Raw genomic sequence first — 25,701 nt, 5'->3', positions numbered from 1 at the left:
AACGTATACAGCCTGCCTCCAGAGACAGCCCGCTTTTCCGTGTATGCATGTCGGTCTGCAACGGCGCCAACCAGCGCGGAACAACCTGCGGCTTAAGGCGTACAAGCCCGTCCCCCCGCACCTGAAAAGAGGCCCGCCGACACCCCGAGACCCTTGATAAAACACCGACCTGCCGATACCGCCGCGCTCCTCATGCACTCCACTCGCCCCAGCGCTGCCACATGGTGGGTAGCCCGCCCCCTGCCGACATGCCGCACGAACTGCACCGGATCGATCTGGAGGCGCTCCAGGATCGGCGGTATATGCTCCGGGATGGCACCCCGCTTGTCCTCCCGGATCGCGCGCCCGGCCCAGTCCACCAGCTCCAGGTAGTCCTCCGTCGTAAACACCACCGCGTTAGCGTGCGGGTCAGCACCCTCCCGGCCCAGGACGCTCAGGCTGGGTTGGGCCTCGTCAGAACCCTCTCTCTCCTGCCTGTCGCACTTGGAAGCCAACATTCGGATACGTTGCTGGATCGAAGTGAAATCGGACGCCTCGGGTGTGTCCGCCATCCCGGCGCGGACCGGGTTCAGATCCACGTAGCTCATGCAGGTCAGCACGGCCGCGTCGTCCAGCAGCGCCTGGCTCTTGTAGCGGCCTTCCCAAAAGCGGCCCTTGCAGCCATCCTCTGCATTCGCCCGCCGCGCCAGATGTTCGTTCAGGCTGCGCATGAACCACGACAGGTCCTGCAGTCGGTCCCGCCACTCGGCAATCTGTAGCTGCGCCCGCTCGCGCTCTGCCACCGTCTTGGTCTGCCCCGCCCGATAGCGGGCTACCAGCACCGGCAAGGAGAACAGCCGCTCCCAGCGCTCCATTACCTCGCCTTCGCTCCACGCCGCCGCGCGGTCTGCATCCAAGCGCACCACCAGGTGATAGTGGTTCGACATCACCGCATACGCGCACACGTCCACCGCGAACACGCCCTGCAGCTCGCGCAAGCGCTCCAGCACCCAGCCGCGCCGGTGCTCGTAGTTCTTGCCCGAATAGGAATCCTCGCCACACAGGAACGCGCGGCGAACACAGCGACAAATACAGTGGTAATACGGCGTCGTCTCGACCGAGACGAGCTCCTTCCTGGCGCGCGTCATCTCCGGACCCTCCCTGGTCCATATACTCCCCACAAACCTAGACAGCCCGCCTCAGACCGTCAAGAAATCATGGGTGTCCTCTTCTTCGCCGTTACGCCACAAACCTAGTCAGCCCGCCTCAGGCCGTCAAGAAATCATGGGTGTCCTCTTCTTCCTTTCTAGCCCGCCTCAGGCCGTCAAGAAATCATGGGTGTCCTCTTCTTCCTTTCTATGTATTCCTCAGGAACATACTCAAGAGAAATATAGCCCACCTCTTCGCCTTGGTATTCAACGCTAATTCGATCCCCTTCGTCGGGGATCACAAGCGTATAAGATCTACCGTTCTTTGCTTTGAACTCTTTCCTGCACATTATATTTCCCTAGACCGTCCAGAAATCATGGGCGTCCTCTTCTTCAGTTAATATTATGTGGCGCCTCTAATTTCTGTCCTGGTTTGCAATACCGAATGGCACATGAACCATGGGAATATCACCCGCCTCCGATTGCAAATGGGTCCTCTGATCATCAAAAAACATGTGCGGCTTAAGAACGGACAAGATTCTGTCTTTCTTCATACCCCCTAGAAAAAATGTCTCGTTTGCACTCACACCCCAATTCTCAAGCGTCGTTATGACTCGCTCATGCGCCGGGGCATTCCTAGCAGTGACGATCGCTGTTCGCAAAATACGCTTGTATTCCCTGTCTTTTTCCTCTTCTCGATCCTCAAGCTTTTGCATAAAAGACAACTTTTTAAATAAATCTGCCAAAGGACCGGGATTGTGCGGTATATGGGATTTCTCGACTTCATGCCGATGGAACGCGTTCAACTCACCGTCTCTAAACACGGCCTCCGATTCGTCATCTGCGATAACTCCATCGAAATCAAACGCAATCCTCAGTTCGCCGTCTTCTAAATCGTCGATAACCTTGGTTGGCAGAACCGCACCGGCAGGATATCGATAATCAATAGCCTTCACCACATCCTGTTCGTTCGCTGAAAGAAACAGGGATGCATTAAAGGCTGGTATATATCCGTACGGAGACTTACCTTCCATGAACGCTGCCCTGGATATATCCAAACCATGGTGTTTGATTGACCGAAAGACACGCTTGCCTGTCGCCGCCGAATTCCGCGATAACAACACAACTTCTACAGGCTGCTCGGAACTGAACCTATTGTTTATTCCTAGAAACCGGCGAATAAATGGAAACGCGACCCCTTTATCAAGGACAACGTCCAAGTGATCCTCTTGAAACTCTTTATATGCCTTCGGACCGTCTTTTCGAAAGACTTCGTCAGACTCGCTCAGGTCGAAAAGCGCACTTGACGAAACGGCGATAACCAGCTTCCGCTCAATTGGGTACGGCATGTTCTTTGCCTTCCAAGCTCTAACAATTATTGGGTGGCGAAACTCGATATGGCTTTAAAGCGATGGACTTCGCCCCTGATTCCAATGTTGGTTGGCCTTTTCCCCTACCATAATACTCGACACCTAGCAACTCCATCGAATGCCCAAAATAACCACGATAAAACTCAATCACACCAATTTCATCCGAGCTGTTTCGGCTCCATTGAGGGTTACCGCAGTCCGACTCGTTCCTTCCCCATTTCGACCCCAATCTCCTGCATAGCTAACGCCCTATAGTCAGATGCCTGAACACAGATTCCTCATAAACCCTGCAAGCGCCTCGTCAGGGTCTGACGATTCGGACGCGATCATCTCAATCCCCCATTGACCAAGCACTGCCTCCTGAATCGCATTTGGCCTGTGTGTAAAAACGAATGACTTCGGCTGAACTCCTCCACACCCATGCTCGCGCCACAGCTTCGCCAACCTGTGAAAAATAAAGCGGAGGTTTACGTCGGATAGGCTGTATCCGATAAAAAGCACAGATCTGCCCAAAAGATCAGATCGCAGTTTTATGTCCAATGGGGTCTCAAACTCCATCCTCTCGTAGTAACTAGTTTCATCCAACACAATAGATGAGTCATCATCGAAATCCCCGTGGAATTTAACAATCTGCACAACGCCTTCCCGAATTTGAGCCATATCAGAAACGCCGGCCACTTTCGTGTATGGTCGACTATATAGGTCAAATGCCTTCTCTATCCAACGATCGTAATTAGTGGTGTAGATTATGGGGAATTGCGATGTCGCAATAAGCTTATGGACCTCCTCATTACGCAAGTCAATGCTAGGCGAATGCCAATTAGTGTCCATCCAGCTCCTTAGTGGACCAATGCTTCCCTTCCGAAGGCGATAATACTCAGCCAGGGCCAAGTCTTCACCGAAGCTTCTAAAAACTTCGGGATCATAGCCAAGCTCACCAGCCATGTGATCGATAAGCCCGGACCAGGTTGGCAAACCGAGACGCTTCGACACCCCTGCCCCTACAAACAGGATTAACGATTGCTCTCGATATGCGGATATAAGATCGTCCATCATAGGCGCTCTTTTTCAAGGTATTTTTTGAATTTGTCGAACGCACGCTTTCTCATCGATATCTGATTTTTAACATTGCCTAGCTCAGCGAATGTTTCGCTGTACCCGCTTGGGATAAAAACACAATCCCATTGGAATGAACGATCGCCCGCTGGAGTTTCTGCGATCCGTCCGTCGACAGAACCATCGAAGATATGGATTCTTTTAGCGTCGCAATACGCGATAATAGTTTTAGCCGTTACTGATGGGTCATCTAGGCGACCAAGAAGAGAGGAAAACATATCCGCTTTCAGTTTATCCCAAAAAACCTGGGTCAACCCGCCAGGGAACCCCCCCAATGCCCCTATATACAGGCCCGTGTGTTCCACGAAGACGGGGCGACCCACATGCCGAAACGCCTTCAGTACTTTATCGCGTACAATGTCATTGGTCTCGGCGGTTTGTATTTCGCGAATCTCGAGCGGCACGGGTGTAACCTTGATATCCAATCCAGACAGTAGCTCCTCGACCTCCTGCACCTTGTGGCGATTTTTGGTAACGAAATGAAGAATCATCTGATCTGCCTTTATTTATTGGCTCGCAACTTGGGGCAGGCCTTTCCTTTTGCCCCTCATGCCTAAAGCGATCCCACAAAAAAGGCGCCGATCGACGGCGCCCTCTTCTGCTCCTGCGTGACCATTTCCCTGGCTCCGCTTCTTTGGGTCTCGGCCTCGCGGGTCAATCCCAGCTCAACGCCCCACCCGTCTGATACTCCGTAACCCGCGTCTCAAAGAAGTTCTTCTCCTTCTTCAGATCAAGCACTTCGCTCATCCACGGGAACGGGTTGTCAGCCCCCGGATACAGCTCGGCCAGGCCGATCTGCGCACAGCGGCGGTTGGCGATGAAGTGCAGGTATTCCTCGAACATCTGCGCGTTCATGCCGAGCACGCCGCGGGGCATGGTGTCGCGGGCGTACTGCGCCTCCAGCTCGACGGCATCCGAGATCAGGGTGCGCATCTCGTTCTTGAAGTCTTCGGTCCACAGGTGCGGGTTCTCGAGCTTGATCTGGTTGATCACGTCGATCCCGAAGTTCATGTGCATGGACTCGTCGCGCAGGATGTACTGGAACTGCTCGGCCACACCCGTCATCTTGTTGCGCCGGCCCATGGAGAGGATCTGCACGAAGCCGACGTAGAAGAAGATGCCCTCGAACACGACGTAGAAGGCGATCAGCTCGCGCAGCAGCTTCTGGTCCGCCTCCGGGGTGCCGGTGCGGAAGTTCGGGTCCGCCAGGTGCTTGGTGAATGGCAGCGCCCACTCCGCCTTGGTGGCGACGGAGGGCACCTCGCGGTACATGTTGAAGATCTCGCCCTCGTCCAGGCCCAAGGACTCCACGCAGTACTGGTAGGCATGGGTGTGCAGCGCCTCCTCGAAGGCCTGGCGCAGCAGGTACTGGCGGCACTCGGGGTTGGTGATGTGGCGGTACACGGCCAGCACCAGGTTGTTCGCCACCAGCGAGTCAGCGGTGGAGAAGAAGCCGAGGTTGCGCTTGACGATGGTGCGCTCGTCCTCGGTCAGGCCATTCGGGTCCTTCCACAGGGCGATGTCCGCGTTCATGTTGATTTCCTGCGGCATCCAGTGGTTGGCGCAGCCGTCCAGGTACTTCTGCCAGGCCCACTTGTACTTGAAGGGCACGAGCTGGTTGAGGTCCGCGTGGCAGTTGATGATCTTCTTGTCATCCACGCGGATGCGCTCGGCACCCATCTCGATGTCTTCCAGACCGGTGCCGGTCAGGGCGTCCTCGTTCGGCTCGGCCAGCGGCTGGCCGGCGTTTTCCGGCTCCGGCGAGACGCTGGGTGCGGCGCCGGCGGTGCTCATCAGGGCTTCGTTCTCCTGAAAGCCCATGCCCGGGCGTACGGCGGGCTCTTGCTGGCCTTCGCCCTTGATGGCTGCGATCGGATCGTCCCAGGAAAGCATAGTGTCCCCTCTTCTTTCGGTGGCGGTCCGGCGTGATGGCCGGGCCTTTGTTCAATGAGTCGTGTCAGTGCGTCGTTCGGTGTCTGTGCGTGCCCGCGCGGGGCCTGCCTTACTGGCAGGCCTCGCAGTCCGGGTCGAGGATGGAGCACGCCTTGGGCGCTTCCGGCTCGGACGCCTGCTGGCCGCCGGAGACGGCGTTCAGCTTGTTGGCGCGCGAGGAGTCGGCCACGGTGCTCTTTTCCACGTGGGTCGCGCCCATGGAGCGCAGGTAGTAGGTGGTCTTCAGCCCGCGCACCCAGGCCAGCTTGTACAGGGCGTCCAGCTTGGGCCCGGAGGGCTCGGCCATGTACAGGTTCAGGCTCTGGGCCTGGTCGATCCACTTCTGCCGGCGCGAGGCGGCCTCGACCAGCCAGCGGGTGTCCAGCTCGAACGCGGTGGCGTACAGGGCCTTGAGGTCCTCCGGCACGCGGTCCAGCGGCTGCACCGAGCCGTCGTAGTACTTGAGGTCGTTGACCATGACCTCGTCCCACAGCTCGCGGTCTTTCAGGTCGCGCACCAGGTACGGGTTGATCACGGTGAACTCGCCCGACAGGTTCGATTTGACGAACAGGTTCTGGTAGGTCGGCTCGATCGACTGGCTGACCCCGCAGATGTTGGAGATGGTCGCGGTCGGCGCGATCGCCATGGTGTTGGAGTTGCGCATGCCGATCTTCTTCACCCGCTTGCGCAGGGTGTCCCAGTCCAGGCGCTGGGTGGTGTCCATCTGCAGGTACTCGCCGCGCGAGTCGGCCAGCTTCTTCACCGAGTCGATCGGCAGGATGCCCTGGCTCCACAGGCTGCCGGGGAAGCTCTCGTAGCGCCCGCGCTCCTCGGCCAGATCGGTCGAGGCCTTGATCGCGTAGTAGGACACCGCCTCCATGGAGGTATCGGCGAACTCCACCGCCGCCTCGGAGGCATACGGCATGCGCAGCTTGTACAGCGCATCCTGGAAGCCCATGATCCCCAGCCCCACCGGGCGGTGGCGCAGGTTGGAGCGCCGCGCCTGCGGCACGGAGTAGTAGTTGTAGTCGATCACGTTGTCGAGCATGCGCATGGCCGTGTTCACGGTCTGCTCGAGCTTGTCCTGATCCAGCTCGCCGGCCTCGTTCACGTGCGCGGCCAGGTTGATGGAGCCCAGGTTGCACACGGCGATCTCGTCATCCGAGGTGTTCAGGGTGATCTCGGTGCAGAGATTCGAGCTGTGAACCACGCCGGTGTGTTGCTGCGGGCTGCGCAGGTTGCACGGGTCCTTGAAGGTCATCCACGGATGGCCGGTCTCGAACAGCATGCCGAGCATCTTCCGCCACAGGTCCACGGCCTTCATGGTCTTGTGCACGCGCAGCTCGCCGCGCGCGGCCTTCTCTTCGTATTCGCCGTAGCGCTTCTCGAACTCGGCGCCGACCAGGTCGTGCAGGTCCGGGGTCTCGTTCGGGGAGAACAGGGTCCACTCGCCGTCTTCGGCCACGCGCTTCATGAACAGGTCCGGGATCCAGTTGGCGCTGTTCATGTCGTGGGTGCGGCGGCGGTCGTCGCCGGTGTTCTTGCGCAGCTCGATGAACTCCTCGACATCGATGTGCCAGGTCTCGAGGTAGGCGCACACGGCGCCCTTGCGCTTGCCGCCCTGGTTCACCGCCACGGCGGTGTCGTTGGCCACCTTCAGGAACGGGACCACGCCCTGCGACTTGCCGTTGGTGCCCTTGATGTGGGCGCCCATGCCGCGCACGCGGGTCCAGTCGTTGCCCAGCCCGCCGGCAAACTTGGACAGCAGCGCGTTGTCGCGGATCGCGCTGTAGATGCCGTCCAGGTCGTCCGGGACGCTGGTCAGGTAGCAGCTGGAGAGCTGCGGGCGCAGGGTGCCGGAGTTGAACAGCGTCGGCGTGGAGCTCATGAAGTCGAACGAGCTCAGCAGGTTGTAGAACTCGATCGCGCGCGCCTCGCGGTCGATCTCGTTGATCGCCAGGCCCATCGCCACGCGCATGAAGAATGCCTGCGGCAGCTCGAAGCGGGTGCCGTCAGAATGGATGAAGTAGCGGTCGTACAGGGTCTGCAGGCCCAGGTAGGTGAACTGCAGGTCGCGCTCGGGCTTGATCGCCGCGCCCAGCTTGTCGAGGTCGTAGCGGGTCAGCTCGCTGTCGACCAGCTCCAGGTCGGCGGCGCGGCGGATGTAGGCGCCGAAGTACTCGGCGTAGCGCTCGGCCAGCTGCGCCTGGGTGGCCTCTTCCGGGCGACCGTGCACGAAGCTCAGGGCCTCGCGGCGCAGGGCGTCCATCAGCAGGCGCGCGGTGACCTCGGAGTAGTTCGGCTCCTTCTCGATCATCACGCGGGCGGCCATCACCAGCGCGGTGGCCACATCCTTCTCGGCGACGCCGTCGAACAGGTTGCGGCGCGCCTCGGTCAGGATCTTCTGGCCGTCCACGTGCTCGATGCCGTCACAGGCCTCGGCGACGACCGCCTGCAGGCGCGCCTCGTCCAGCGGGGCCTGGGTGCCGTCGGCGCGGGTCACGTTCAGGCTGGCGGCAGCCTCCTGCTCTTCCGGGGACTGCTCGGCGGCCTCGGCGGCGCGCTTCTGCGCCTGCTGCTCGCGATAGATCACGTAGGCCCGCGCGACCTTGTGGTGGCCACCGCGCATCAGGGCCAGTTCCACCTGGTCCTGGATATCCTCGATATGCACCGTCATGCCCTGGGTGCCGGCGCGGCGGAACAGGCTGTCCACCACCTGCCCGGCCACTTCCTTCGACACCTCGTGGATGCGGCGGCTGGCCGCGGCATTGCCGCCCTCCACCGCGAGAAAGGCCTTGGTCACCGCCACCTCGATCTTGGAGGCATCGAAGCCCGTGACCTTGCCGTTACGGCGAATCACCTGGTGCTGGCCCGGGCTGGTCGCCAGGACCTCGGCCGACGGTTCGGCCTGCGGCGGGTACTGGGTGCCCTCGGGGGCTTCGGCGGTGTAGGGTTCGCTGTTCATGACGGCCTCGCGCTGGTGTTGGATCGAACGTGAAGTACTATAGATCGGGGATCCGGAACTGCATAGCCACTAGATATAGTGGTTCGCGAAAGAACAAGCCGCGCACAACCCGTGAGCAAGCTGTGGATAAAAACGGCGATTCCCCGTCCTGCCGCCGTTCCCGGAGGGGCGCCCGGGTTATCCACCAAACGCCGATGTAGTGACTGCCCGGCCCGCGATCCGGCCCGCGCGATCATGAAAATGTTTTATCGACCGCGATTAACCAAATGCGTCCCGCCCTTCCCGCCGGCGCGGCGTTCCCCCGGTGCCCGTGACCGCGTTGGACAAAGCCGTCCGGCCTCCCAATAATCCCCGCCATATCGATCCCCGATCCGGGATGGCCCGCGAGCTGTGGGCGCACCCCGGATCCCGCTACCCGATTCATGGAACCCGGGCCCACGCCCGACGATCCGGTATCGTGTGCAGCACTCGCAGGGACGGCCCCGCCGCCCCCGCCACGGAATTCATTGTTGCGAGATGGAGAGCGCCATGAGCGACGCCAAGAAGTCCAAGAAGGACAAGAAGAACGCATCCGGCAAGGCCCAGGCCGAGACCCCGAAGATGGCCAGCGCCACCGGGGCCGTGCAGGCCGCCACCGGCGCCGTCCAGCTGGGCGGCGCCACCGAGTCCGAACCGAAAAAGGGCGGCAGCGGCAAGGAAGCGCGCCACTGCCCGCTCTTGATCCTGGGCTCCGGCCCGGCCGGCTGGACCGCCGCGGTCTACGCCGCGCGCGCCAACCTGAACCCGGTCGTGATCACCGGCCTGGAACAGGGCGGCCAGCTGATGACCACCACCGACGTGGACAACTGGCCGGGCGACAACGAGGGCGTGCAGGGCCCCGAACTGATGCAGCGCATGCAGAAGCATGCCGAGCGTTTCGACACCGAGGTGATCTTCGACCACATCCACACGGTGCAGCTGAAGGACAAGCCCTACCGCCTGACCGGCGACTCCGGGGAATACACCTGTGATGCCCTGATCATCTGCACCGGGGCCTCCGCGCAGTACCTGGGGCTGGAGTCCGAGACCACCTTCGCCGGCAAGGGTGTCTCCGCCTGCGCGACCTGCGACGGCTTCTTCTACCGCAATCAGAAGGTCGCGGTGATCGGCGGCGGCAACACCGCCGTGGAAGAGGCCCTGTACCTGTCCAACATCGCCTCCGAGGTGGTGCTGGTGCACCGCCGCGATGCCCTGCGCGCGGAGAAGATCCTGCAGGACAAGCTGTTCGAGAAGGAAAAGAACGGCAACATCACCATCGAGTGGAACCACACCCTGGACGAGATCCTCGGCGACGCGACCGGCGTGACCGGTGCCCGCCTGAAGCACGCCCAGAGCGGCGAGACGAAGGACATCGACGTGATGGGCGTGTTCATCGCGATCGGCCACAAGCCGAACACCGACATCTTCCAGGGCCAGCTGGGCATGGAGGGCGGCTACATCAAGGTGCAAAGCGGCCTGGAAGGCAACGCCACCGCGACCTCCGTACCGGGTGTGTTTGCCGCCGGCGACGTGATGGACCATGTCTACCGCCAGGCGGTCACCTCCGCCGGCACCGGCTGCATGGCCGCACTGGACGCGGAGAAGTACCTGGACAAGCTCGGTTGATCACGTGAGCGCCGAGGGCGATACCCAGGCACCGCACCCGCCGGAGAACGACTCGGGCGACACGCCCGAACGTGTCGAACTGCGCGACGGCCTGGCCGACGTGGACCCGGCCGCCTGGGACGCCCTCACCGGCGGCACCGAGCCGTTCCTGCGCCACGCCTTCCTGGAGGGCCTGGAACGCCACGAGTGTCTGGGGCGCCAGTTCGGCTGGTTCCCGCAGCATGTGCTGATCTTCCGCGACGACCAGCTGGTCGCGGCCGCACCGGCCTACGCCAAGACCAACAACTACGGCGAGTTCGTGTTCGACTTCGCCTGGGAGAGCGCGTGGAACCGCCAGGGCCTCAACTACTACCCCAAGCTGGTCGTCTCCGTACCCTACACCCCGGCCACCGGGCCGCGCCTGCTGGTGCACCCGGAGGCGCCGGACTTCGATCACCTGCGCACCCTGCTCGTGCGCGCCCTGGTCACCCGCGGGCGCGAACTGAACGCCTCGGGCGTGAACATCCTGTTCCCCAACCAGGATGATCTGGACGTGACCCGCGAACTGGGCTTGGCCAAGCGCATGGGCTGCCAGTACCACTGGACCAACGCGGACTACGCAAGCTTCGACGACTTCCTGGCCGCGCTCAGCTCGAAAAAGCGCAAGAACATCAAGCGCGAACGCCGCCGCGTCAATGAGGCCGGCATCGAGTTCCGCACGCTGACCGGGGCCACCGGATCGCCCGAGGACTGGGCGCGCTTCCACCGTTTCTACGTCGACACCTTCGAGAAGCACATGGGCATCCCGACGCTGTCGGAGGCCTTTTTTGTGGAGACGGCTGCGGCGCTGGGCGATCAGGTGGTGCTGTTCGAGGCCCGGCGACCCGGCGCGGCGGGCGACGACGAGACCATCGCCGCGGCCCTTTGCTACCGCAGCCACGACACCCTGTACGGGCGCTTCTGGGGCTGCACCGAGGAGCTGGCCGACCTGCACTTCGAGACCTGCTACTACCAGGGCATCGAATTCTGCATCCACGAAGGACTGGCCCGCTTCGAGCCCGGCGCCCAGGGCGAACACAAGATCCCGCGCGGCTTCCTGCCCACGCCCACCTACTCCGCCCACATGATCCTGACCGAGGGCTTCGACCAGCCCGTACGCGACTTCTGCGAACGCGAGGCCCAGATGATGCAGGCCCACTGCGAACGCCTGCACGAACACTCGCCATACCGGCAGGTCCAACCCGACGATGCACCTCGCGCCTGAACCATCCCCCGTAGGAGGCCAGCCCTCTGGCCGATGGGGGCTATCCCTGCGCCCCATCGCGCAGGGGGCTGCGCTCCTACAACCCCCCGCACGCCGGACCCAACCCGTAGGAGGCCAGCCCTCTGGCCGATGGGGGGTAGCCCATGCCGCAATCGCCGAGAGGGCTCGGCTCCTACAAGGCTTGGCATACCACCGGGGCCCGGGTCGCCCCGCAGAGACGATCTTCGTGGGAGCGGGCTCGCCCGCGAAGCCCCTGCCCGCGCGGGGCGCCGCCACAGGCCCTTCGCCTGCAAGCAGGCTCCTACAAAACCCGGGCCTCCAATCTCGGGGCATGCACGGAAGCGCCCCATGAACTCCAGCCCGCAGATCACCCTGCCCTGGCTGGATCCGGAGCACCCGGAGGCCCCGTTCCCGGACCCGGCGCATGCCCTGACCGAGCCGAACGGCCTGCTCGCGGCCGGGGGCGATCTGTCCGTGCCACGTCTGCTCAATGCCTACCGCTCCGGCGTGTTCCCCTGGTTCGAGGCCGGGCAGCCGATCCTGTGGTGGAGCCCGGACCCGCGCGCGGTGCTGGAGCCGGGTCACTTCCGCCTGCACCGCAGCCTGAAGAAGGCGATCCGAAACCGTGGCTACACGGTCAGCTTCGATCGCGCCTTCGAGGCCGTGATCGAGGCCTGCGCCGCGCCGCGCGACTACGCCGACGGGACGTGGATCACCGCCAGCATGCAGCAGGCCTACATCGCCCTGCACCGCACGGGGCACGCACACTCGGTGGAGGTCTGGGACGGTCCGCGCCTGATCGGCGGGCTCTATGGCGTGGCCGTGGGGCGGCTGTTCTGCGGCGAGTCCATGTTCTCGCGCGAGCGCGACGCCTCCAAGGTCGCGCTCGCCTGGCTCAGCCGCCACCTGGTCGCCTGGGGCTGGCCGCTGGTGGATGTGCAGATGGAGACCGCCCATCTTCTCAACCTGGGGGCCGTGACCCTGCCCCGCCGCGAGTTCATCGCCCGCATCCGCGACATCGCGAACGAACCCGTCGAACCCGGCCCGTGGCGCACCGACCCGACCCTGAGCCCCCTCGACCCCGGCTGGAACACCGCCGCATAACAACAGTGTCGCCCATGCTCTTTGTGGGAGCGGGCTTGCCCGCGAATGGCTTTTACCAAGTTCCGACGCGGGCAGGGACTTCGCGGGCAAGCCCGCTCCCACAGGCCACTGCCACACCCCCCCGCTCCCTCCACAGAGCTCCCTCCCCGCTCGCCCCCGCCCCCGTCACTGCGAGGAGGCGCAGCCGACGTGGCAGTCTGCTGGGGGTATTCCGGCGCCGGGGGCTGAGTCGGGCGATTGCTTCGCGGCGCTCGCAATGACGGGATGGTGGAGCAACCGGGAACCCGTATGCCCGACACTGCGAGGCGCCCGCAGGGGCCAGGGCAGCCTCCGAAACCGGGCACGTCAGCCGGCGCACCCTTGGCCCCCGTTGCGGGTGCTTTATACTCCCGGCCATTAGGTGAACCGAGCGGGAGATTCGGGTGGGCAAGGCAGATCAGGGGGAATCGCGAGCCATGGCGCTCAACGGGCTGCGCGCGAGCCTGCTGCTGGCGCTGGCCGTGATCACGGCGGGCTGTGCGACGCTGGCGCCATCGCCACCTCAGGACCAGAGCAATATCTGCGAGATCTTCCGCGAGCAGCCACGCTGGTACGACTACGCGCGTGATTCCGAACGCGAATGGGGCACGCCCATCGCCACGCAGATGTCGTTCATCCAGCAGGAGTCCTCGTTCCGCAGCCACGTGCGCCCCGACCGCGAGCGGCTGCTGGGCTTCATCCCGTGGAGCCGGCCATCCTCCGCGCGGGGCTACGCCCAGGCGCAGGATCCGGTCTGGGGCGAATACCGGGAGGATGCCGGCAGTCGCTTCGCGCGGCGCACGCACATGAAACACGCCACCGACTTCATCGGCTGGTACAACGATCGCACCCGGCGCATGACCGGCGTACCGCTGCACAACGCGGAGCACCTCTACCTCGCCTACCACGAGGGTCAGGGCGGCTACAGCCGTGGCAGTTATCAGAACAAGCCGCAGGTGCGCTCCGCGGCGCGCCAGGTCGCCCAGCGGGCCGACCGCTACGAGTCCCAGCTGGCGAGCTGCGAATCCGAGTTCCGCTGCCGCCGCTTCTATCAGGTCTGGCCCTTCTGCCGCGGGTAGCCCGGTCGATGACGCGGGCTCCCGACCGGTAGATCCGGAATTACCGGTGCGCGGTTTCCGGGGCGACGATCCTTGTAGGAGCGGGCTCGCCCGCGAAGCCCCTGCCCGCGCCGGAGTCCATCGCAAGCCCTTCGCCTGCAAGCAGGCTCCTGCGCGGCCAGGCATGCGACCGGGGTCTGGTGGTCCATCATCCCGGCCGCAGCGAAGCGCCGGGATTTCCCACCGCAGCCTCCAACGTCGGGGCAACCCGACAGACTGCCGCGTCGGCGGCGCCTCCTCGCAGTGACGGGGGAGTCGCGTTCCCGACCGCTCGATCTCAACACGTGACGGCGGCACTTGAGGGAACCCGCACCGCCGTGTTCCAGTCTCCGGAGTACCCTCTTACGGACTACAAGGACGCACCATGAGCGACAATCCCACGGCCGGCTTTCGCTTCAACCACACCATGCTGCGCGTGAAGGATCCGCAGAAGGCGCTGGACTTCTACCAGCGCGTGTTCGGCATGCAGCTGGTGAAGACGCTGGACTTCCCGGAGTTCGAGTTCACGCTCTACTTCCTGGCGCAGATCGGCGAGGACGAACCGCAGCCGCCCAAGGACGCCGGCGAGGCCACCCGCTGGATGTTCAACCAGCGCGGCATCCTGGAGTTGACCTATAACTACGGCACCGAGAAGGACGCCGACTTCCACTACCACGACGGCAACGAAGAGCCACAGGGCTTCGGCCACATCTGCTTTTCGGTCCCGGATCTGGACGCGGCCGTACGCTGGTTCGACCAGAATGACGTGGAGTTCGTGAAGCGCCCGGACGAGGGCGGCCTGAAGGACATCGCCTTCGTGAAGGACCTCGACGGCTACTGGATCGAGATCCTCGAACCCAGCCGTCTGACGGGGCTGGGGCGGTAGGCCCCACCACCAACCGAGCGGGTGGCGCCGCCAGGTGGTGCCCGCCACCGGCGCTGGCGGGGGCTTCGCGCGCGAGCGCGCACCTGCAGGGATGGGGCTAGCCCTGGCTCATCGGAAAAGGCCAGCGATTCACCTCAGCGGGCGCTGTACCCGAACATAAAAAGGGCCCCATTACGGGGCCCTCCACTCTCCAGAGCGTTCCGGCGTTAGCGGCCGGTGCGATCGTCGCCCGATCGTTTAGACCTGGGTGTAGCGCAGGTAGGAGCGGATCTCCTCGAAGCCCTGCGGGAACTTCTTCTGCGCGTCCTCGTTGCTGACCGTCGGCGGGATGATCACGCGAGCACCCGGGGTCCAGTCGGCCGGCGTCGCGATGCCGTGCTGGTCACCGGTCTGCAACGCGTCGATCACACGCAGGATCTCGTCGAAGTTGCGGCCCACCGACATCGGGTAGGTCATCATCAGCCGGATCTTCTTGTTCGGGTCGATGATGTAGACCGAGCGCACGGCGGCGGTCTCGCTCTCGCCCGGGTGGATCATCTCGTAGAGCTCGGAAATCTTCTTGTCGGCGTCGGCGACGATCGGGAACTCCAACGTGGTGTTCTGGGTGTCGTTGACGTCCTCGATCCACTTGTTGTGCTCCTCGACCGTGTCGGTCGACAGCCCGAGCGGCTTGGTGTTGCGGTCCGCGAACTGCTTGGCCAGCTGCGCGGTACGGCCCATCTCGGTGGTGCACACCGGGGTGAAGTCGGCCGGGTGGCTGAAGAAGAAGCACCAGGAGTCGCCAATCCATTCGTGGAAGTCGATCTTGCCCTTGGTGGTGTCAATCTGGAAATTCGGTGCGGTATCGCCCAAACGCAGTGCCATGATGTACTCCTTGCTTTGAAAGTTTGATCGGGTCGTTCATGGGGTCGTGCCTCCATGTACGTCTTACTTTATCTGTCGACCCGAATATAGTGAATTACTTATTTCTTAGCGCAACGATAGTTTTTCACTAAAGCGGGCCAGGCAAGACGGCCCCTGCCCCAGCCCGCTCACCACGGGCCTACATGCGACGGAACAAGTCCACCAGGTCTTCACGCATGTCCTGACGACCCATCTCCTCGGTCGTGAAGCCGTCGCCATCGAAGTTCACGCCCAGCATCACCGCCTGACCCGCCTCCAGGTCGGGCTGGAGCGCCACCATGCGGAGCCCTTCCAGATAGTCAGCCACCGCTTCGTCGGCCTCCGCGACAGCCTGGACCTGCTTCTGCATCCACGAGGAGATGTGCAGCACCAGGGTGCCGTCCCACTCCGAGGCGGCGAGCTCCTGCAGGTAGGCGTGGGCCAGCGCCACGTTCTCATCGCGATCCAGCTCGCCCCCCAGCGCCAGGTAGGCCACGTCCTTGTCCGCGGTCACATGCACCGCGGCGGCGGCATCCTCGCCGGAGCGCAGCGTCGCGATCTGGAAGCCCGCCCGCGGATCGGCCGAGAGCATGGATGCGCCCAGGCCACCCGCCAGGGCACCACAGATGGGTGACGGATTATTGATCACGGCCATCGAACCGGCGCCCATCTGGTTGACGATGGCCTGCCCGACCCCGGCACTGGCCATGGAGCGGATGGTCTGTTGCTCGCCAAACGAAAGGGGCTCGGCAGCGGCCAGCATCGGGGTCGCCAGTAGGGCGGCGGACAGGGAGAGGGTCATTGCGGTCTTTTTCATCAGAGACTCCGGTCTTTAAGCTGTATTGGCATATCGTGTTTTACTGATGCTTATGGCGGTATCTCACCACTCCCGTCCCTTGTGACAGGCAGTGGCCGGACGTCCGACCGCCCACGCGGACGTCGTTTAAACCCGGGCGAGACGCGTTACCCGACCCGCCCGGGCACTTTCAGTCTTGCTCGTCGGCGTCGCCCTCCAGCTGGCTCAGACGGCGGTACAGGCTGCGCTCGCTGATCCCGAGGGTCCTTGCCAGCGCACGGCGGTCCCCGGGGTACACCGCAGCCGCGTGCCGCAGGTACTCGCGCTCGATCTCGTCCAGCGGGCGCAGTGACTGCGGGTGCAGCAACCCTTCCAGTCCGCCAGTCCTGGCCCCGACCGGGGACGGACCGCCTTGCCGCACGCGGTCCGGCAGGTGTTCCGGACGGATCGCCTCGCCGTCTGCCAGCAAGGCCGCGCGCTCGAGGATGTTGCGCAGCTCGCGCACATTGCCGGGGAAGGAATACTGCTCGAGAACTCTCAGCGTCTCGTCTTCCAGGCGCGGTGGCACGACCAGATCCAGGCGCTCGCCAAGGGCCTCCAGCAGCAACGGGATGTCCTCCACCCGCTCGCGCAGCGGGGGCACCTCGATCGGAAAGGTGTTGATGCGGTAGTAGAGGTCCTCGCGAAACTCGCCGGCACGCACCATGGACTCGAGGTCGCGGTGGGTCGCGCAGACCAGGCGGAAATCCGCCCGCCGCGACTCGACGCCTCCGACCCGGCGATAGGCATGGGTCTCCAGCAGCCGCAACAGCTTGACCTGCTGGCTCAGCGGGATATCCCCCACCTCGTCCAGGAACAGGGTGCCCCCGGCCGACGCCTCGACCAGCCCGGCCTTGGCCGACGCGGCGCCGGTAAAGGCACCGCGCTCGTGGCCGAACAGCTCGCTTTCGAACAGGGTTTCGGTCAGCCCCGAACATTCCACGGGCACGAACGGCGACTTGTGCCGCGGACTCGCCTCGTGAATCGCGCGGGCGATGAGTTCCTTGCCCGTGCCGGACTCGCCAAGCAGGAGGGCCGACGCATTGCTCGGTGCCACCCGGCTGATCATCCCCAGCATGGCATTGAAGGCCCTGGAGCGACCGACCAGCCCGCCGCTGCCCGCCTGTGGCGCGGACACCGGCAGGTGATGCAGGCGTTCGATCAGGTAACGGATCTCCCCGTCAGCATCCCGGATCGGCAGCAACTCGACGTCCACGTGCTCGCGCCCGGCCTCGGTGTGATGCACGTGCAGCACGCGTTCGCGGTGGCCACTGCCCAGGGCGGCCCGCAGGGGGCAGGACTCCCCCGCCTCGTCGCAGGGGCGGCGGAAGCCATGGGAGGCCTCGAAGCAGGTACGGCCGGAGCCATCGCGATCAGTCCCGTAGATGCGCTGGTAGGCGCCATTGGCCGCCAGGATCCGATAATCCGGGGACAGCAGGATGGCCGGTTCACGAAATACCTCCAGCACCTGGCGCAGGGTCCCCACGTTGGGGTCCAGGGGTGCCGACTCCTTCTTCGGGATGCTGGTCACGTCGCCTCGCAACAAGGGGTCCTGGAAGGCGTATCCGACGCCGGAACCGACGCCGTCACGCTGTCCCATAGACACGTTCAGCCGAGCGATGTTCAACACCATGGCATCACCCCTTACTGGTGACCTGACGGCCCGCCATCCGGACCCTGCCCCGCCGCCGGCTCCCTGCAGCCGCGAGGATGGGTGCCCTGAATGGCGGACTCGCGCATTCCCGAACGGCCCTGTGGCACGCGCCGGACGCTCCCGCCTAGTGATACCCGGTCTCCGGGGTCACCTTTCCGCGGAAGACCCAGTAGGTCCAGGCGGTGTAGCCCAGAATGATCGGGATCACGAACAACGCCCCCACCAGAATGAACAGCTGCGCATCCGGCGAGGAGGCGGCATCCCAGAAGGTGTAGTCCGGCGGCACCACGTACGGCCACTTGCTCACCAGCAGTCCCAGGTAGGTGGTGATGAACAGGGCAATCGTGGCGACGAACGGGATCCCTTCATCTCGCCGGCGCACCGCGCGGATCAGGACCCAGGCGGAGAACAGCGCCAGCGCCGGGAGCACCCAGAGGTACTGCCAGGTCCCCATCCAGCGCTCCATCACCTTCGGGTCGATGAACGGGGTAATCAGGCTCACCGCGCCGAACACCAGCAGCACGACCGCCAGCATCCAGGGCGCCACCCGATAGGCAAAGGCCTGGGTATCACCCTCGGTCTTCACAATCAGCCAGGTCGCGCCCAGCAGGGCATAGCCCGCCAGCAGCCCGATGCCGGTGAGGACGGTGAACGGCGTCAGCCAGTCGAGCGGACCGCCGGCGAAGCTGAAGCCGTCCATCTCGAAGCCCTGGATATAGGCACCGACCACCGCGCCCTGGGCGAAGGCCGCCACCGCCGAGCCGATCGCGAAGGCGGCGTTCCACAAGCCCTTGGAGCGGTGCGCCTTGAAGCGGAACTCGAAGGCCACGCCGCGGAAGATCAGCCCCGCCAGCATCAGGAAGACCCCGATATAAAGCGCCGGCAGGAACACCGAGTACACCAGCGGGAAGGCGGCCAGCAGGCCCGCGCCGCCGAGGATCAGCCAGGTCTCGTTGCCGTCCCACACCGGGGCGACGGAGTTCATCATCACGTCGCGCGAGGTCTCCCCCGGGGCGAAGGGGAAGAGGATCCCCACCCCGAGGTCGAACCCGTCCATCAGCACGTAGGCGATCACGCCCACGGCAATGATGACGACCCAGATCAGCGTGATATCGATCGTGGTTTCCATCACTTAGCTCCTTGCACCGCTGACCGCGGCGTCATCGACGAAGGTGTCAGCGGCCGACAGCGGACGCTTGGCGTGCGCCGGCGCATGCACGGCATCGGCCGGTTCCGGGCCCTGACGCACGATGCGCACCAGGTAGTAGACGCCCCCGGTGAACACCGCCGCGTAGACCGCCACATAGCCGATCAGGGTGAACAGGGCCATGCCACCGGTCAGGGCCGGGGTAATGCCCTCGGCATGATTCATCACGCCGTAGACCAGCCAGGGCGCGCGCCCGGTCTCGGTCACGAACCAGCCCGCGACCACCGCCAGGAACGGCGCCGGGATCATCCAGGCCAGCCCCTTGAGGAACAGCGGCGAGGCATACATCCGGCGGCGGAAGCGCAGCCAGGCGCCCGCCAGCGCGAACAGGATCATCACCATGCCAATCGTGACCATGATGCGGAACGACCAGAAGGTGATGCCCACCGGCGGACGTTCCTCGGCCGGAACCTCCAGCAGACCGGGCACTTCACCGTCGAGGTCGTGGGTGAGGATGAAGCTCGCCATCTTCGGGATACCGATCTCGAAGTGATTGGTCTCGTTGGCCGAGTCCGGGATCGCGAACAAGAGCAGCGGCGCCCCGCGCTCGGTCTCCCACACGCCTTCCATCGCCGCCACCTTGGTCGGCTGATGCTCGAAGGTGTTGAGGCCGTGGATGTCACCGACCACCAGCTGCGCCGGGGCCGCGAACAGCAGCACCCACATGGTGGTGCCCAGGGCCTTGCGGTTCATCACCACGTCGCGCTGGCGCAGCAGATACCAAGCGGAGACCCCGGCGACCACGAAGCCGGCGGTAAGCAGAGAGGCCAGCCCCATGTGGAAGAAGCGCGGCCAGAAACTCGGGTTGAAGATCGCCGTGATCCAGGACGTGACATGGAACACCCCGTCCTGCAGCTCGAAGCCGACCGGCGTTTGCATCCAGCTGTTGGCCACCAGGATCCAGAACGACGAGATGAAGGTGCCCAGCGCGACCATCAGGGCCGAGAACAGGTGCACGCCCTGCGGCACCCGGTCACGCCCGAACAGCAGCACGCCCAGGAACGCCGCCTCCAGGAAGAACGCGGTGAGTACCTCGTAGGACAGCACCGGCCCGAGGAAATTGGCCGTGGCATAGGAGAACGCACTCCAGTTGGTCCCGAACTGGAACGACATCACCAGGCCGGAGACCACGCCCATACCGAACACCACCGCGAAGATCTTGATCCAGAACTTCGAGATCTGGGTATAGATCGTGTCACCGGTCTTCCAGGCGCGAAATTCCAGAAACGCGATAAACGAAGCCAGCCCGATCGTGAACACCGGGAAGATCGCGTGAAACGAAACCACGAACGCGAACTGGATTCGCGAGAGTAGTATGGGGTCGAGCTCCATGGCCTTTCCTCCGTTATCAGGGGCACGCCGGGATGACGTATCGATGAACCCCTAACAAGTACCGTGCCAGAGTTCCGGTCCGGACCCCGGCGGCGCGCTGCAGGCGACTGGCCCGTGTCTTGGCGCCTGGCCAACGCCCGCCAATGCCGCCCCGGGTCTGCCAGTTTTGGCAGCCAGACCGCAGATGACTGCCATTTATGGCAGGCCGTCACCACCAGCACGGGCGCCCAGGCCCCGACGGGGCGGTCTGCCGGTGTTGGCATGCAACTTGTAAGCATTCCGTCACACGAAGCGCCCGGCAGACGGCGCGACCCTCAGAACTGGCCCGCCCGGTCCCCGGAGCGGCAGACGGATACGCGGAGAGAGCCATGCATCAGCCCGAAGACCCGAAGCACCCCGAGATTGACCAGGCCCTGGCCCGGCAGGCCCGGGAGACCTTGCGAGGACTGTCCCGGCGCGATTTCCTGAAGATCGCCGGTGCCGCCGGCCTGGTGTCGGCGACTGGCGTGCAGGCCGCCCCGGCCCGCGCGGCGGTCTCCAGCCAGGCGCGCATCGTGGTGCTCGGTGGCGGGGCCGCCGGCATGACCATGGCCGCCCGCCTGCGCGACCTGCTTGACGGCGCACGCATCACCATCGTCGAGCCCAGCGAGATCCATCATTACCAGCCCGGCTGGACCCTGGTGGCCGCGGGCGTTTATTCCGTGGGCGAGGTCCAGCGCCGCAATGAACGCTATATCCCGCGCGGCGTCGACTGGGTGCGCTCCGCGGTGGCGGCCATCGATCCCGAATCGCAACGGGTCGAGACCACCGACGGCGACCGGCTCGACTACGACTTCCTGGTGGTCGCCACCGGGCTGCACCTGGACTTTGAAGCCATCGAAGGGTTGCGCCGCGAGGATATCGGGCGTCCCGGCCTGACCAGCCTGTACGCCAGCGCCGAGGCCGCGCGCGATGCCTACGATCAGATCCATGCGTTCGGCGAAAACGGTGGGGTGGCGCGGTTTACCATCCCCAATACGCCGATCAAGTGTGCCGGGGCGCCGATCAAGGCGACCTTCATCGCCGATGACCTGCTGCGCTCGGCCGGTCAGCGCGCCGGGGCCGATTTCCACTATCACACGGGGTCGGACACCCTGTTCAGCGTGCAGCGCTTTGACCATATGGTGCGCGACCTGTACGCGGAACGCGGCGTGAGCGTGAACGACGGAGGTGCCCTGGTGGCGGTGGATGTCGACGCCCGCCAGGCCCAGTTCGAGACCCGCGACGGCGGGCGCGAGACGGTGGACTACGACTATCTCCACGTGACCCCGCCGATGCGCGCGCACGACTTTGTGCGTGACGCCGGGCTGGCGGTGGAGGACGGTCCCCTGGCGGCCGGAGGCTGGCTGGAGGTGGATGACCGCACGCTGCAGCATACGGATTACCCGAACATCTTCGGCGCCGGCGACGTCGTCGCGACCGCGATCGGCAAGACCGCCTCCACCGTGCGCTCGCATGGCGCGGTGATGCCGGACAACCTGGTGGACGTGATCCAGGATCGCGAACCGTCGCGGCAGTTCGACGGCTACACCTCCTGCCCGCTGATCACCGAAGTGGGCAAGGCCGCACTGGTGGAATTCGATTACACCCTGCAGGAGGTGCCGACCTTCAGCTTCCTCGACCAGGGGGAACCCAGCTGGATGTGGTGGCGCCTGAAGGTGCATATGATCAAGCCGCTGTACTTCAACATGCTGCGCGGGCGCTACCTGCGCTAGTCGATGCCGCAACCGGGCGAAACAGGCGCCCCGCCGCCGGACCACCGTGCCGCGCCGGGGCCATGGCTGCGCGCACGGCAACGGCCACACCGCCACTGGCTGGTGCTCAGTGCCGCCAGCACGCTGGTGGCCACGCTGGCGACCATTGCGCTGGCGGGGCTCGTGGCCTGGGCGGTGCACGGCACGCTGTTCGCCGCCGCCCCCCCGTACCTGCCGGGCATCCTGCTGGGCGGCCTCGCCTTGCTCGGTCTGCGCTATTCCGCCCAGGCCCTGCGCGACCTGGCGGGACACCGCCTCGCCTTTGCGGTCAAGCAGCAGCTGCGCACCGATCTCCTGCAACAGGTCCGGCATGCCGGGCCCGCGCGCCTGGCCGGACAGACGACCGCGGGCGCCTGGGCGGAGCAGTTCCAGACGCGGGTGGATGACCTGACCGGCTACTATGCGCGTTACCTGCCGGCCCGCCAGGCGGTCATCCTGACGCCACTGGCCATCCTGGCCGCGGCCTTCTGGCTGGACTGGCTCGCCGCCCTGCTGTTGCTGCTCGCCGCCCCGCTGATCCCGGCCTTCATGGCGATCGTCGGCATGGGTGCGGAACAGATCCACCGGCGTCAGCAAGAGGAGGCCAACCGTCTGGCGGGGCACTTCCTCGACCGCATCCGCAGCCTGGACTGGCTGCGCCGGGCCCGCGCCATCACGGCCACCGAGATCGAGGTCGTCGAGCGCAGCCACCAGCAACGCCGCCTGACCATGCGCACCCTCCGGGTCGCATTCCTGTCCTCGGCGATCATGGAGTTCTTCAGCGCGGTCGCGATCGGCATGGTCGCGATCTACATCGGCTTCGCCCTGTTCGGCGCCATCGACTATGGCCCGGCCGGGGACATCACCCTGTTCACCGGGTTGTTCATCCTGCTGCTGGCGCCGGAGTATTTCCTGCCCCTGCGCCAGTTCGCCCAGAGCTACCATGACCGCGCCGGTGCGCTGGCCGCCGCCGAGAGCCTCGCTCCCGCGCTTGCTTCGCCCAACGGGGCCGAGGCTTCAGCCGCGGTCACCGAGGTCACCGGCGGGGACGAGACCGACCCCTTGCTGAAACTCGAGGATGTGATGGTGCACTACCCGGGTCAGCGCACACCGGTCCTGCAGCATCTCGACCTCGAGATTCAAGCGGGGGCGCATCTCGCACTGACCGGCCCCAGTGGCAGCGGAAAATCCACCCTTCTGGCGGTATGTGTCGGCTTTCTGCCCCCCACCGAGGGCCGCATTCAACGCCATGCCCGGGCCCGCCATTTCGCCTGGATCGACCAGGATGCCCATCTGTTCCACGGTAGCCTGCGCGAAAACCTGCAGCTGGCCCGCCACGCAATGATCCCCGATGCAGAGATGGCCACGGCACTGGAACAGGCCGGGTTACCCCTCGACGCGCCCGAGCTCCCCGACGGCCTGGACACCGCCATCGGCGAGGCCCGGCACGGCCTCTCCGGCGGCCAGGCCCAGCGGGTCGCCGTCGCGCGCGCACTGCTCTCCGGGCACCGCCTCTGGCTGCTCGACGAACCCACCAGCGCGCTCGACGTGGAGACCGAAGAGGCACTCCTGGACACGCTGTTCCGGCTGGCCGACACCCGTGGCCTGACGCTGGTGATCGCGAGCCATCATGCCGCCATCCACCGGCGCTGCCCGCAACAGCTGGAGCTGGCGCCGGTCACGCCGGAGACACCCCATGCGTGACGAAACCCGCGCCAACCTCGCCTTTCTGCACCGCGTCTTCCGCCGGCGCCGCGTCTGGTACTGGGGCGCCTGGGGCCTGCTGGCATTGACCTGGATCGCCGGGATCGCCCTGCTGGCGCTGTCCGGCTGGTTTATCACCGCGACCGCGCTGGCCGGCGCCGGACTTCTGGCCACCCTGGACCTCTACGTACCGTCCGGTGGCATCCGTACCGCCGCGATCAGCCGCACCCTGGCACGCTATTTCGAGCGTCTGGTCTGTCACGAGGCGGTGCTGCGCAGCCTGGCCGATCTGCGCGGCCACAGCTTCCGCGGGCTCGCCGCACTGCCCATGGCACGCGTTCGCGCCTACCGCAGTGGCGACCTGCAGACCCGCCTGACCAGCGACATCGACACCCTCGATGGGATGCCCCTGCGGGTGGTCGGACCGATGGTCGCCGCGGCCATCACCCTCGTGGTCACGCTGGTCATCGCCATCTGGCTGGCGCCCTGGCCCGCCGCGGCCGTGCTCGCCGTCTCCGGTCTTGCAACGCTTGCCGTCTCCGCGCTGCTCGCCCTGGTCGGGCAGCGCCGCAGCCACGCGCTGGTGCAGGCCCGGGCACGCGAACGCATCGGGCTGTTCGACTACATCGGCGGCCTGGCCGAGCTTCTGGCCTACAACCGGGCCCGCGAACACGAGGCCTCGCTGCGCCGCGAGAACGCGACCTACGCGCGCCAGCAACGCGCCCAGGAGACATTTGGCGTCGGGTCCGAACAGGCCGTGCAGGCCGTGGTCGGCGCATCCGCGCTGCTGATGCTGGTCCTCGCCCTGGGCTGGTACCGCGACGGGACCCTGAGCGCGCCTGTGGCGTTACTGCTGCCGCTGATGACCCTGGGATTGGGCGAGGTCCTCGGCAGCCTGCCCGGGGCGTGGTGGCGTGCCGGCGAGAGCGTGAAGGCCGCCGGGCGCGTGCAGCATCTCGAAGCAGCCGGGCAGGCCCCGGCAGGAGCCGCACGCCCGGCCCCTGCCGACCACGCCCCCGTGCTGCAGGCCCACGGCCTGACCATCGGCTTTCACCGCGAACGCCCGCTGCTCGGCCCCCTGGACCTCGCCCCCGCGCGCGGCCGTCCGCTGGTGATCAGCGGGGCCAGCGGGCGCGGCAAGAGCACGCTGCTGGACACCCTCGCCGGCGAACTGCCGCCCCTGACCGGGCGCATCGCGCTTGGCGGCGACGATCTCGATCGAATCTCGGCCGACACCCGGTACCGCCATCTCAGCTACCTGCCTCAGGGGCTGCAACTGCCGGACACCTCCCTCCGCGACATCCTGGAGCCGCGTCACACGCCTCTCAGCGATGCGGCCCTGTGGGAGGCTCTGGAGCAGGTGGATCTGGCGGATGCCGTGCGTGGCACGGAAGAAGGTCTGGACTACCGCATCGGCGAAGCTGGCTCGTACCTCTCCGGCGGCCAGCGGCGCCGGCTCGCCCTGGCGGCGATCCTCCTTCAGGACCGTCCCGTCGTCCTGCTCGATGAACCCTTCGCCGGCCTCGACCCGAGGACTCTCGAGCGCGTGCTGCCCCGCATCGGCCCGTGGCTGAACCAGCGCCAGTGCCTGCTCGTGACCCACGCCCCGGAATCCCTGCCGCGCGACTGGCCCCGCCTCGATCTCGGCCGCCCCGCCCCCTCCTGAACCCGGACCGAAGGGATACCCCCGCAGTCGAGTAGTGTGCTGAGTTATGTGCAGAAGCTGGCAGGAGGTGAGCGGCCATGGTATTCGGGTTGGTTAGCGACCACCGGAACCCCTCAAGGAGGGCGAGACCATGACCACTCACAAGAG

At 65.0% G+C, this 25,701-nt stretch carries 19 protein-coding genes; 8 read left to right on the top strand and 11 right to left on the bottom strand.

What is annotated here, in order from left to right; translation table 11 throughout:
- Positions 1–92 precede the first annotated feature (92 nt).
- The 6 genes from F793_RS0112715 to F793_RS0112690 all read right to left on the bottom strand — a co-directional run bounded on the left by F793_RS0112715 (position 93) and on the right by F793_RS0112690 (position 8,510).
- Positions 93–1,127, bottom strand: coding sequence for a transposase (locus F793_RS0112715; RefSeq protein ID WP_018882813.1), 1,035 nt, complete (start codon positions 1,125–1,127; stop codon positions 93–95).
- A 416-nt stretch (positions 1,128–1,543) separates the two neighbouring features.
- Positions 1,544–2,476, bottom strand: a complete 933-nt coding sequence (locus tag F793_RS13920) for a 5'-nucleotidase (protein ID WP_081618709.1) — start codon at positions 2,474–2,476, stop codon at positions 1,544–1,546.
- A 276-nt stretch (positions 2,477–2,752) separates the two neighbouring features.
- Positions 2,753–3,553 (bottom strand): SIR2 family protein, encoded by an 801-nt coding sequence (locus F793_RS14200; RefSeq protein ID WP_231366541.1) that lies wholly within the window; start codon positions 3,551–3,553, stop codon positions 2,753–2,755.
- The gene (locus tag F793_RS13915) at positions 3,550–4,104 is read right to left on the bottom strand and encodes a non-canonical purine NTP pyrophosphatase (RefSeq protein ID WP_081618708.1); all 555 of its coding nucleotides are present in this window, start codon (positions 4,102–4,104) and stop codon (positions 3,550–3,552) included. The genes F793_RS14200 and F793_RS13915 overlap by 4 nt, the downstream gene beginning before the upstream one ends.
- 163 nt (positions 4,105–4,267) lie before the next feature.
- Positions 4,268–5,506: a ribonucleotide-diphosphate reductase subunit beta gene (locus F793_RS0112695; RefSeq protein ID WP_018882809.1), complete on the bottom strand. Its 1,239-nt coding sequence runs from the start codon at positions 5,504–5,506 to the stop codon at positions 4,268–4,270.
- Between the two features lie 109 nt (positions 5,507–5,615).
- Positions 5,616–8,510 carry a ribonucleoside-diphosphate reductase subunit alpha gene (locus tag F793_RS0112690; protein WP_018882808.1) on the bottom strand — a complete coding sequence of 965 codons (2,895 nt, stop codon included), beginning with the start codon at positions 8,508–8,510 and terminating at the stop codon, positions 5,616–5,618.
- 528 nt (positions 8,511–9,038) lie between these two features.
- Here F793_RS0112690 and trxB point away from each other — a divergent pair.
- The 5 genes from trxB (at position 9,039) to gloA (ending at position 14,502) form a co-directional block, all read left to right on the top strand.
- Positions 9,039–10,154, top strand: coding sequence for a thioredoxin-disulfide reductase (gene trxB / locus F793_RS0112685; RefSeq protein WP_026280914.1), 1,116 nt, complete (start codon positions 9,039–9,041; stop codon positions 10,152–10,154).
- A 4-nt stretch (positions 10,155–10,158) separates the two neighbouring features.
- Positions 10,159–11,397 carry a GNAT family N-acetyltransferase gene (locus F793_RS0112680; RefSeq protein ID WP_018882806.1) on the top strand — a complete coding sequence of 413 codons (1,239 nt, stop codon included), beginning with the start codon at positions 10,159–10,161 and terminating at the stop codon, positions 11,395–11,397.
- 348 nt (positions 11,398–11,745) lie between these two features.
- The gene (gene aat, locus F793_RS0112675; RefSeq protein WP_018882805.1) at positions 11,746–12,501 is read left to right on the top strand and encodes a leucyl/phenylalanyl-tRNA--protein transferase; all 756 of its coding nucleotides are present in this window, start codon (positions 11,746–11,748) and stop codon (positions 12,499–12,501) included.
- Between the two features lie 422 nt (positions 12,502–12,923).
- Positions 12,924–13,598, top strand: coding sequence for a hypothetical protein (locus F793_RS0112670; RefSeq protein ID WP_026280763.1), 675 nt, complete (start codon positions 12,924–12,926; stop codon positions 13,596–13,598).
- Positions 13,599–14,001: 403 nt separating this feature from the next.
- Positions 14,002–14,502: a lactoylglutathione lyase gene (gene gloA, locus F793_RS0112665; RefSeq protein ID WP_018881085.1), complete on the top strand. Its 501-nt coding sequence runs from the start codon at positions 14,002–14,004 to the stop codon at positions 14,500–14,502.
- A 237-nt stretch (positions 14,503–14,739) separates the two neighbouring features.
- Here the strand turns inward: gloA and F793_RS0112660 are convergent, their stop codons facing one another.
- From F793_RS0112660 to F793_RS0112640, 5 genes are all read right to left on the bottom strand, one after another.
- On the bottom strand, positions 14,740–15,366 hold the full coding sequence (locus tag F793_RS0112660; protein ID WP_018866042.1) for a peroxiredoxin: 627 nt from the start codon (positions 15,364–15,366) through the stop codon (positions 14,740–14,742).
- Between the two features lie 178 nt (positions 15,367–15,544).
- A complete protein-coding gene (locus F793_RS0112655; RefSeq protein ID WP_018876315.1) occupies positions 15,545–16,201 on the bottom strand; it encodes a hypothetical protein in 657 nt (218 codons plus the stop codon).
- Between the two features lie 169 nt (positions 16,202–16,370).
- Entirely contained in the window at positions 16,371–17,852 is a 1,482-nt protein-coding gene (locus F793_RS0112650; protein WP_018882804.1) for a sigma-54-dependent Fis family transcriptional regulator, read from the bottom strand.
- A gap of 145 nt (positions 17,853–17,997) precedes the next feature.
- Entirely contained in the window at positions 17,998–19,002 is a 1,005-nt protein-coding gene (cydB, locus tag F793_RS0112645; RefSeq protein WP_018866039.1) for a cytochrome d ubiquinol oxidase subunit II, read from the bottom strand.
- A gap of 3 nt (positions 19,003–19,005) precedes the next feature.
- Positions 19,006–20,412: a cytochrome ubiquinol oxidase subunit I gene (locus F793_RS0112640; protein WP_018882803.1), complete on the bottom strand. Its 1,407-nt coding sequence runs from the start codon at positions 20,410–20,412 to the stop codon at positions 19,006–19,008.
- 368 nt (positions 20,413–20,780) lie between these two features.
- Between F793_RS0112640 and F793_RS0112635 the strand changes: the two genes are divergently transcribed.
- The 3 genes from F793_RS0112635 to cydC all read left to right on the top strand — a co-directional run bounded on the left by F793_RS0112635 (position 20,781) and on the right by cydC (position 25,554).
- On the top strand, positions 20,781–22,166 hold the full coding sequence (locus F793_RS0112635; protein ID WP_018882802.1) for an NAD(P)/FAD-dependent oxidoreductase: 1,386 nt from the start codon (positions 20,781–20,783) through the stop codon (positions 22,164–22,166).
- Between the two features lie 102 nt (positions 22,167–22,268).
- Positions 22,269–23,888 carry a thiol reductant ABC exporter subunit CydD gene (cydD, locus tag F793_RS0112630; RefSeq protein ID WP_018882801.1) on the top strand — a complete coding sequence of 540 codons (1,620 nt, stop codon included), beginning with the start codon at positions 22,269–22,271 and terminating at the stop codon, positions 23,886–23,888.
- Positions 23,881–25,554 carry a thiol reductant ABC exporter subunit CydC gene (gene cydC, locus F793_RS0112625; RefSeq protein WP_018882800.1) on the top strand — a complete coding sequence of 558 codons (1,674 nt, stop codon included), beginning with the start codon at positions 23,881–23,883 and terminating at the stop codon, positions 25,552–25,554. The genes cydD and cydC overlap by 8 nt, the downstream gene beginning before the upstream one ends.
- The last annotated feature ends 147 nt before the right edge of the window (positions 25,555–25,701 follow it).

Source organism: Thioalkalivibrio sp. ALE22, from assembly GCF_000381445.1.
Lineage (GTDB): Bacteria > Pseudomonadota > Gammaproteobacteria > Ectothiorhodospirales > Ectothiorhodospiraceae > Thioalkalivibrio.
The sequence above is the reverse complement of the archived record's forward strand: the minus strand, read 5'-3'. Positions and strand labels throughout refer to the sequence as shown.

Bases quoted from the DNA above. Each gene is read 5' to 3' on its own strand.
- F793_RS0112660 (WP_018866042.1), bottom strand. From the start codon at position 15,366: ATGGCACTGCGTTTGGGCGATACCGCACCGAATTTCCAGATTGACACC.
- F793_RS13915 (WP_081618708.1), bottom strand. From the start codon at position 4,104: ATGATTCTTCATTTCGTTACCAAAAATCGCCACAAGGTGCAGGAGGTC.
- cydB (WP_018866039.1), bottom strand. From the start codon at position 19,002: ATGGAAACCACGATCGATATCACGCTGATCTGGGTCGTCATCATTGCC.
- F793_RS0112655 (WP_018876315.1), bottom strand. From the start codon at position 16,201: ATGAAAAAGACCGCAATGACCCTCTCCCTGTCCGCCGCCCTACTGGCG.
- F793_RS0112715 (WP_018882813.1), bottom strand. From the start codon at position 1,127: ATGACGCGCGCCAGGAAGGAGCTCGTCTCGGTCGAGACGACGCCGTAT.
- F793_RS0112650 (WP_018882804.1), bottom strand. From the start codon at position 17,852: ATGGTGTTGAACATCGCTCGGCTGAACGTGTCTATGGGACAGCGTGAC.
- F793_RS0112695 (WP_018882809.1), bottom strand. From the start codon at position 5,506: ATGCTTTCCTGGGACGATCCGATCGCAGCCATCAAGGGCGAAGGCCAG.
- F793_RS13920 (WP_081618709.1), bottom strand. From the start codon at position 2,476: ATGCCGTACCCAATTGAGCGGAAGCTGGTTATCGCCGTTTCGTCAAGT.
- trxB (WP_026280914.1), top strand. From the start codon at position 9,039: ATGAGCGACGCCAAGAAGTCCAAGAAGGACAAGAAGAACGCATCCGGC.
- F793_RS0112690 (WP_018882808.1), bottom strand. From the start codon at position 8,510: ATGAACAGCGAACCCTACACCGCCGAAGCCCCCGAGGGCACCCAGTAC.
- F793_RS0112635 (WP_018882802.1), top strand. From the start codon at position 20,781: ATGCATCAGCCCGAAGACCCGAAGCACCCCGAGATTGACCAGGCCCTG.
- gloA (WP_018881085.1), top strand. From the start codon at position 14,002: ATGAGCGACAATCCCACGGCCGGCTTTCGCTTCAACCACACCATGCTG.
- cydC (WP_018882800.1), top strand. From the start codon at position 23,881: ATGCGTGACGAAACCCGCGCCAACCTCGCCTTTCTGCACCGCGTCTTC.
- aat (WP_018882805.1), top strand. From the start codon at position 11,746: ATGAACTCCAGCCCGCAGATCACCCTGCCCTGGCTGGATCCGGAGCAC.
- F793_RS14200 (WP_231366541.1), bottom strand. From the start codon at position 3,553: ATGATGGACGATCTTATATCCGCATATCGAGAGCAATCGTTAATCCTG.
- F793_RS0112640 (WP_018882803.1), bottom strand. From the start codon at position 20,412: ATGGAGCTCGACCCCATACTACTCTCGCGAATCCAGTTCGCGTTCGTG.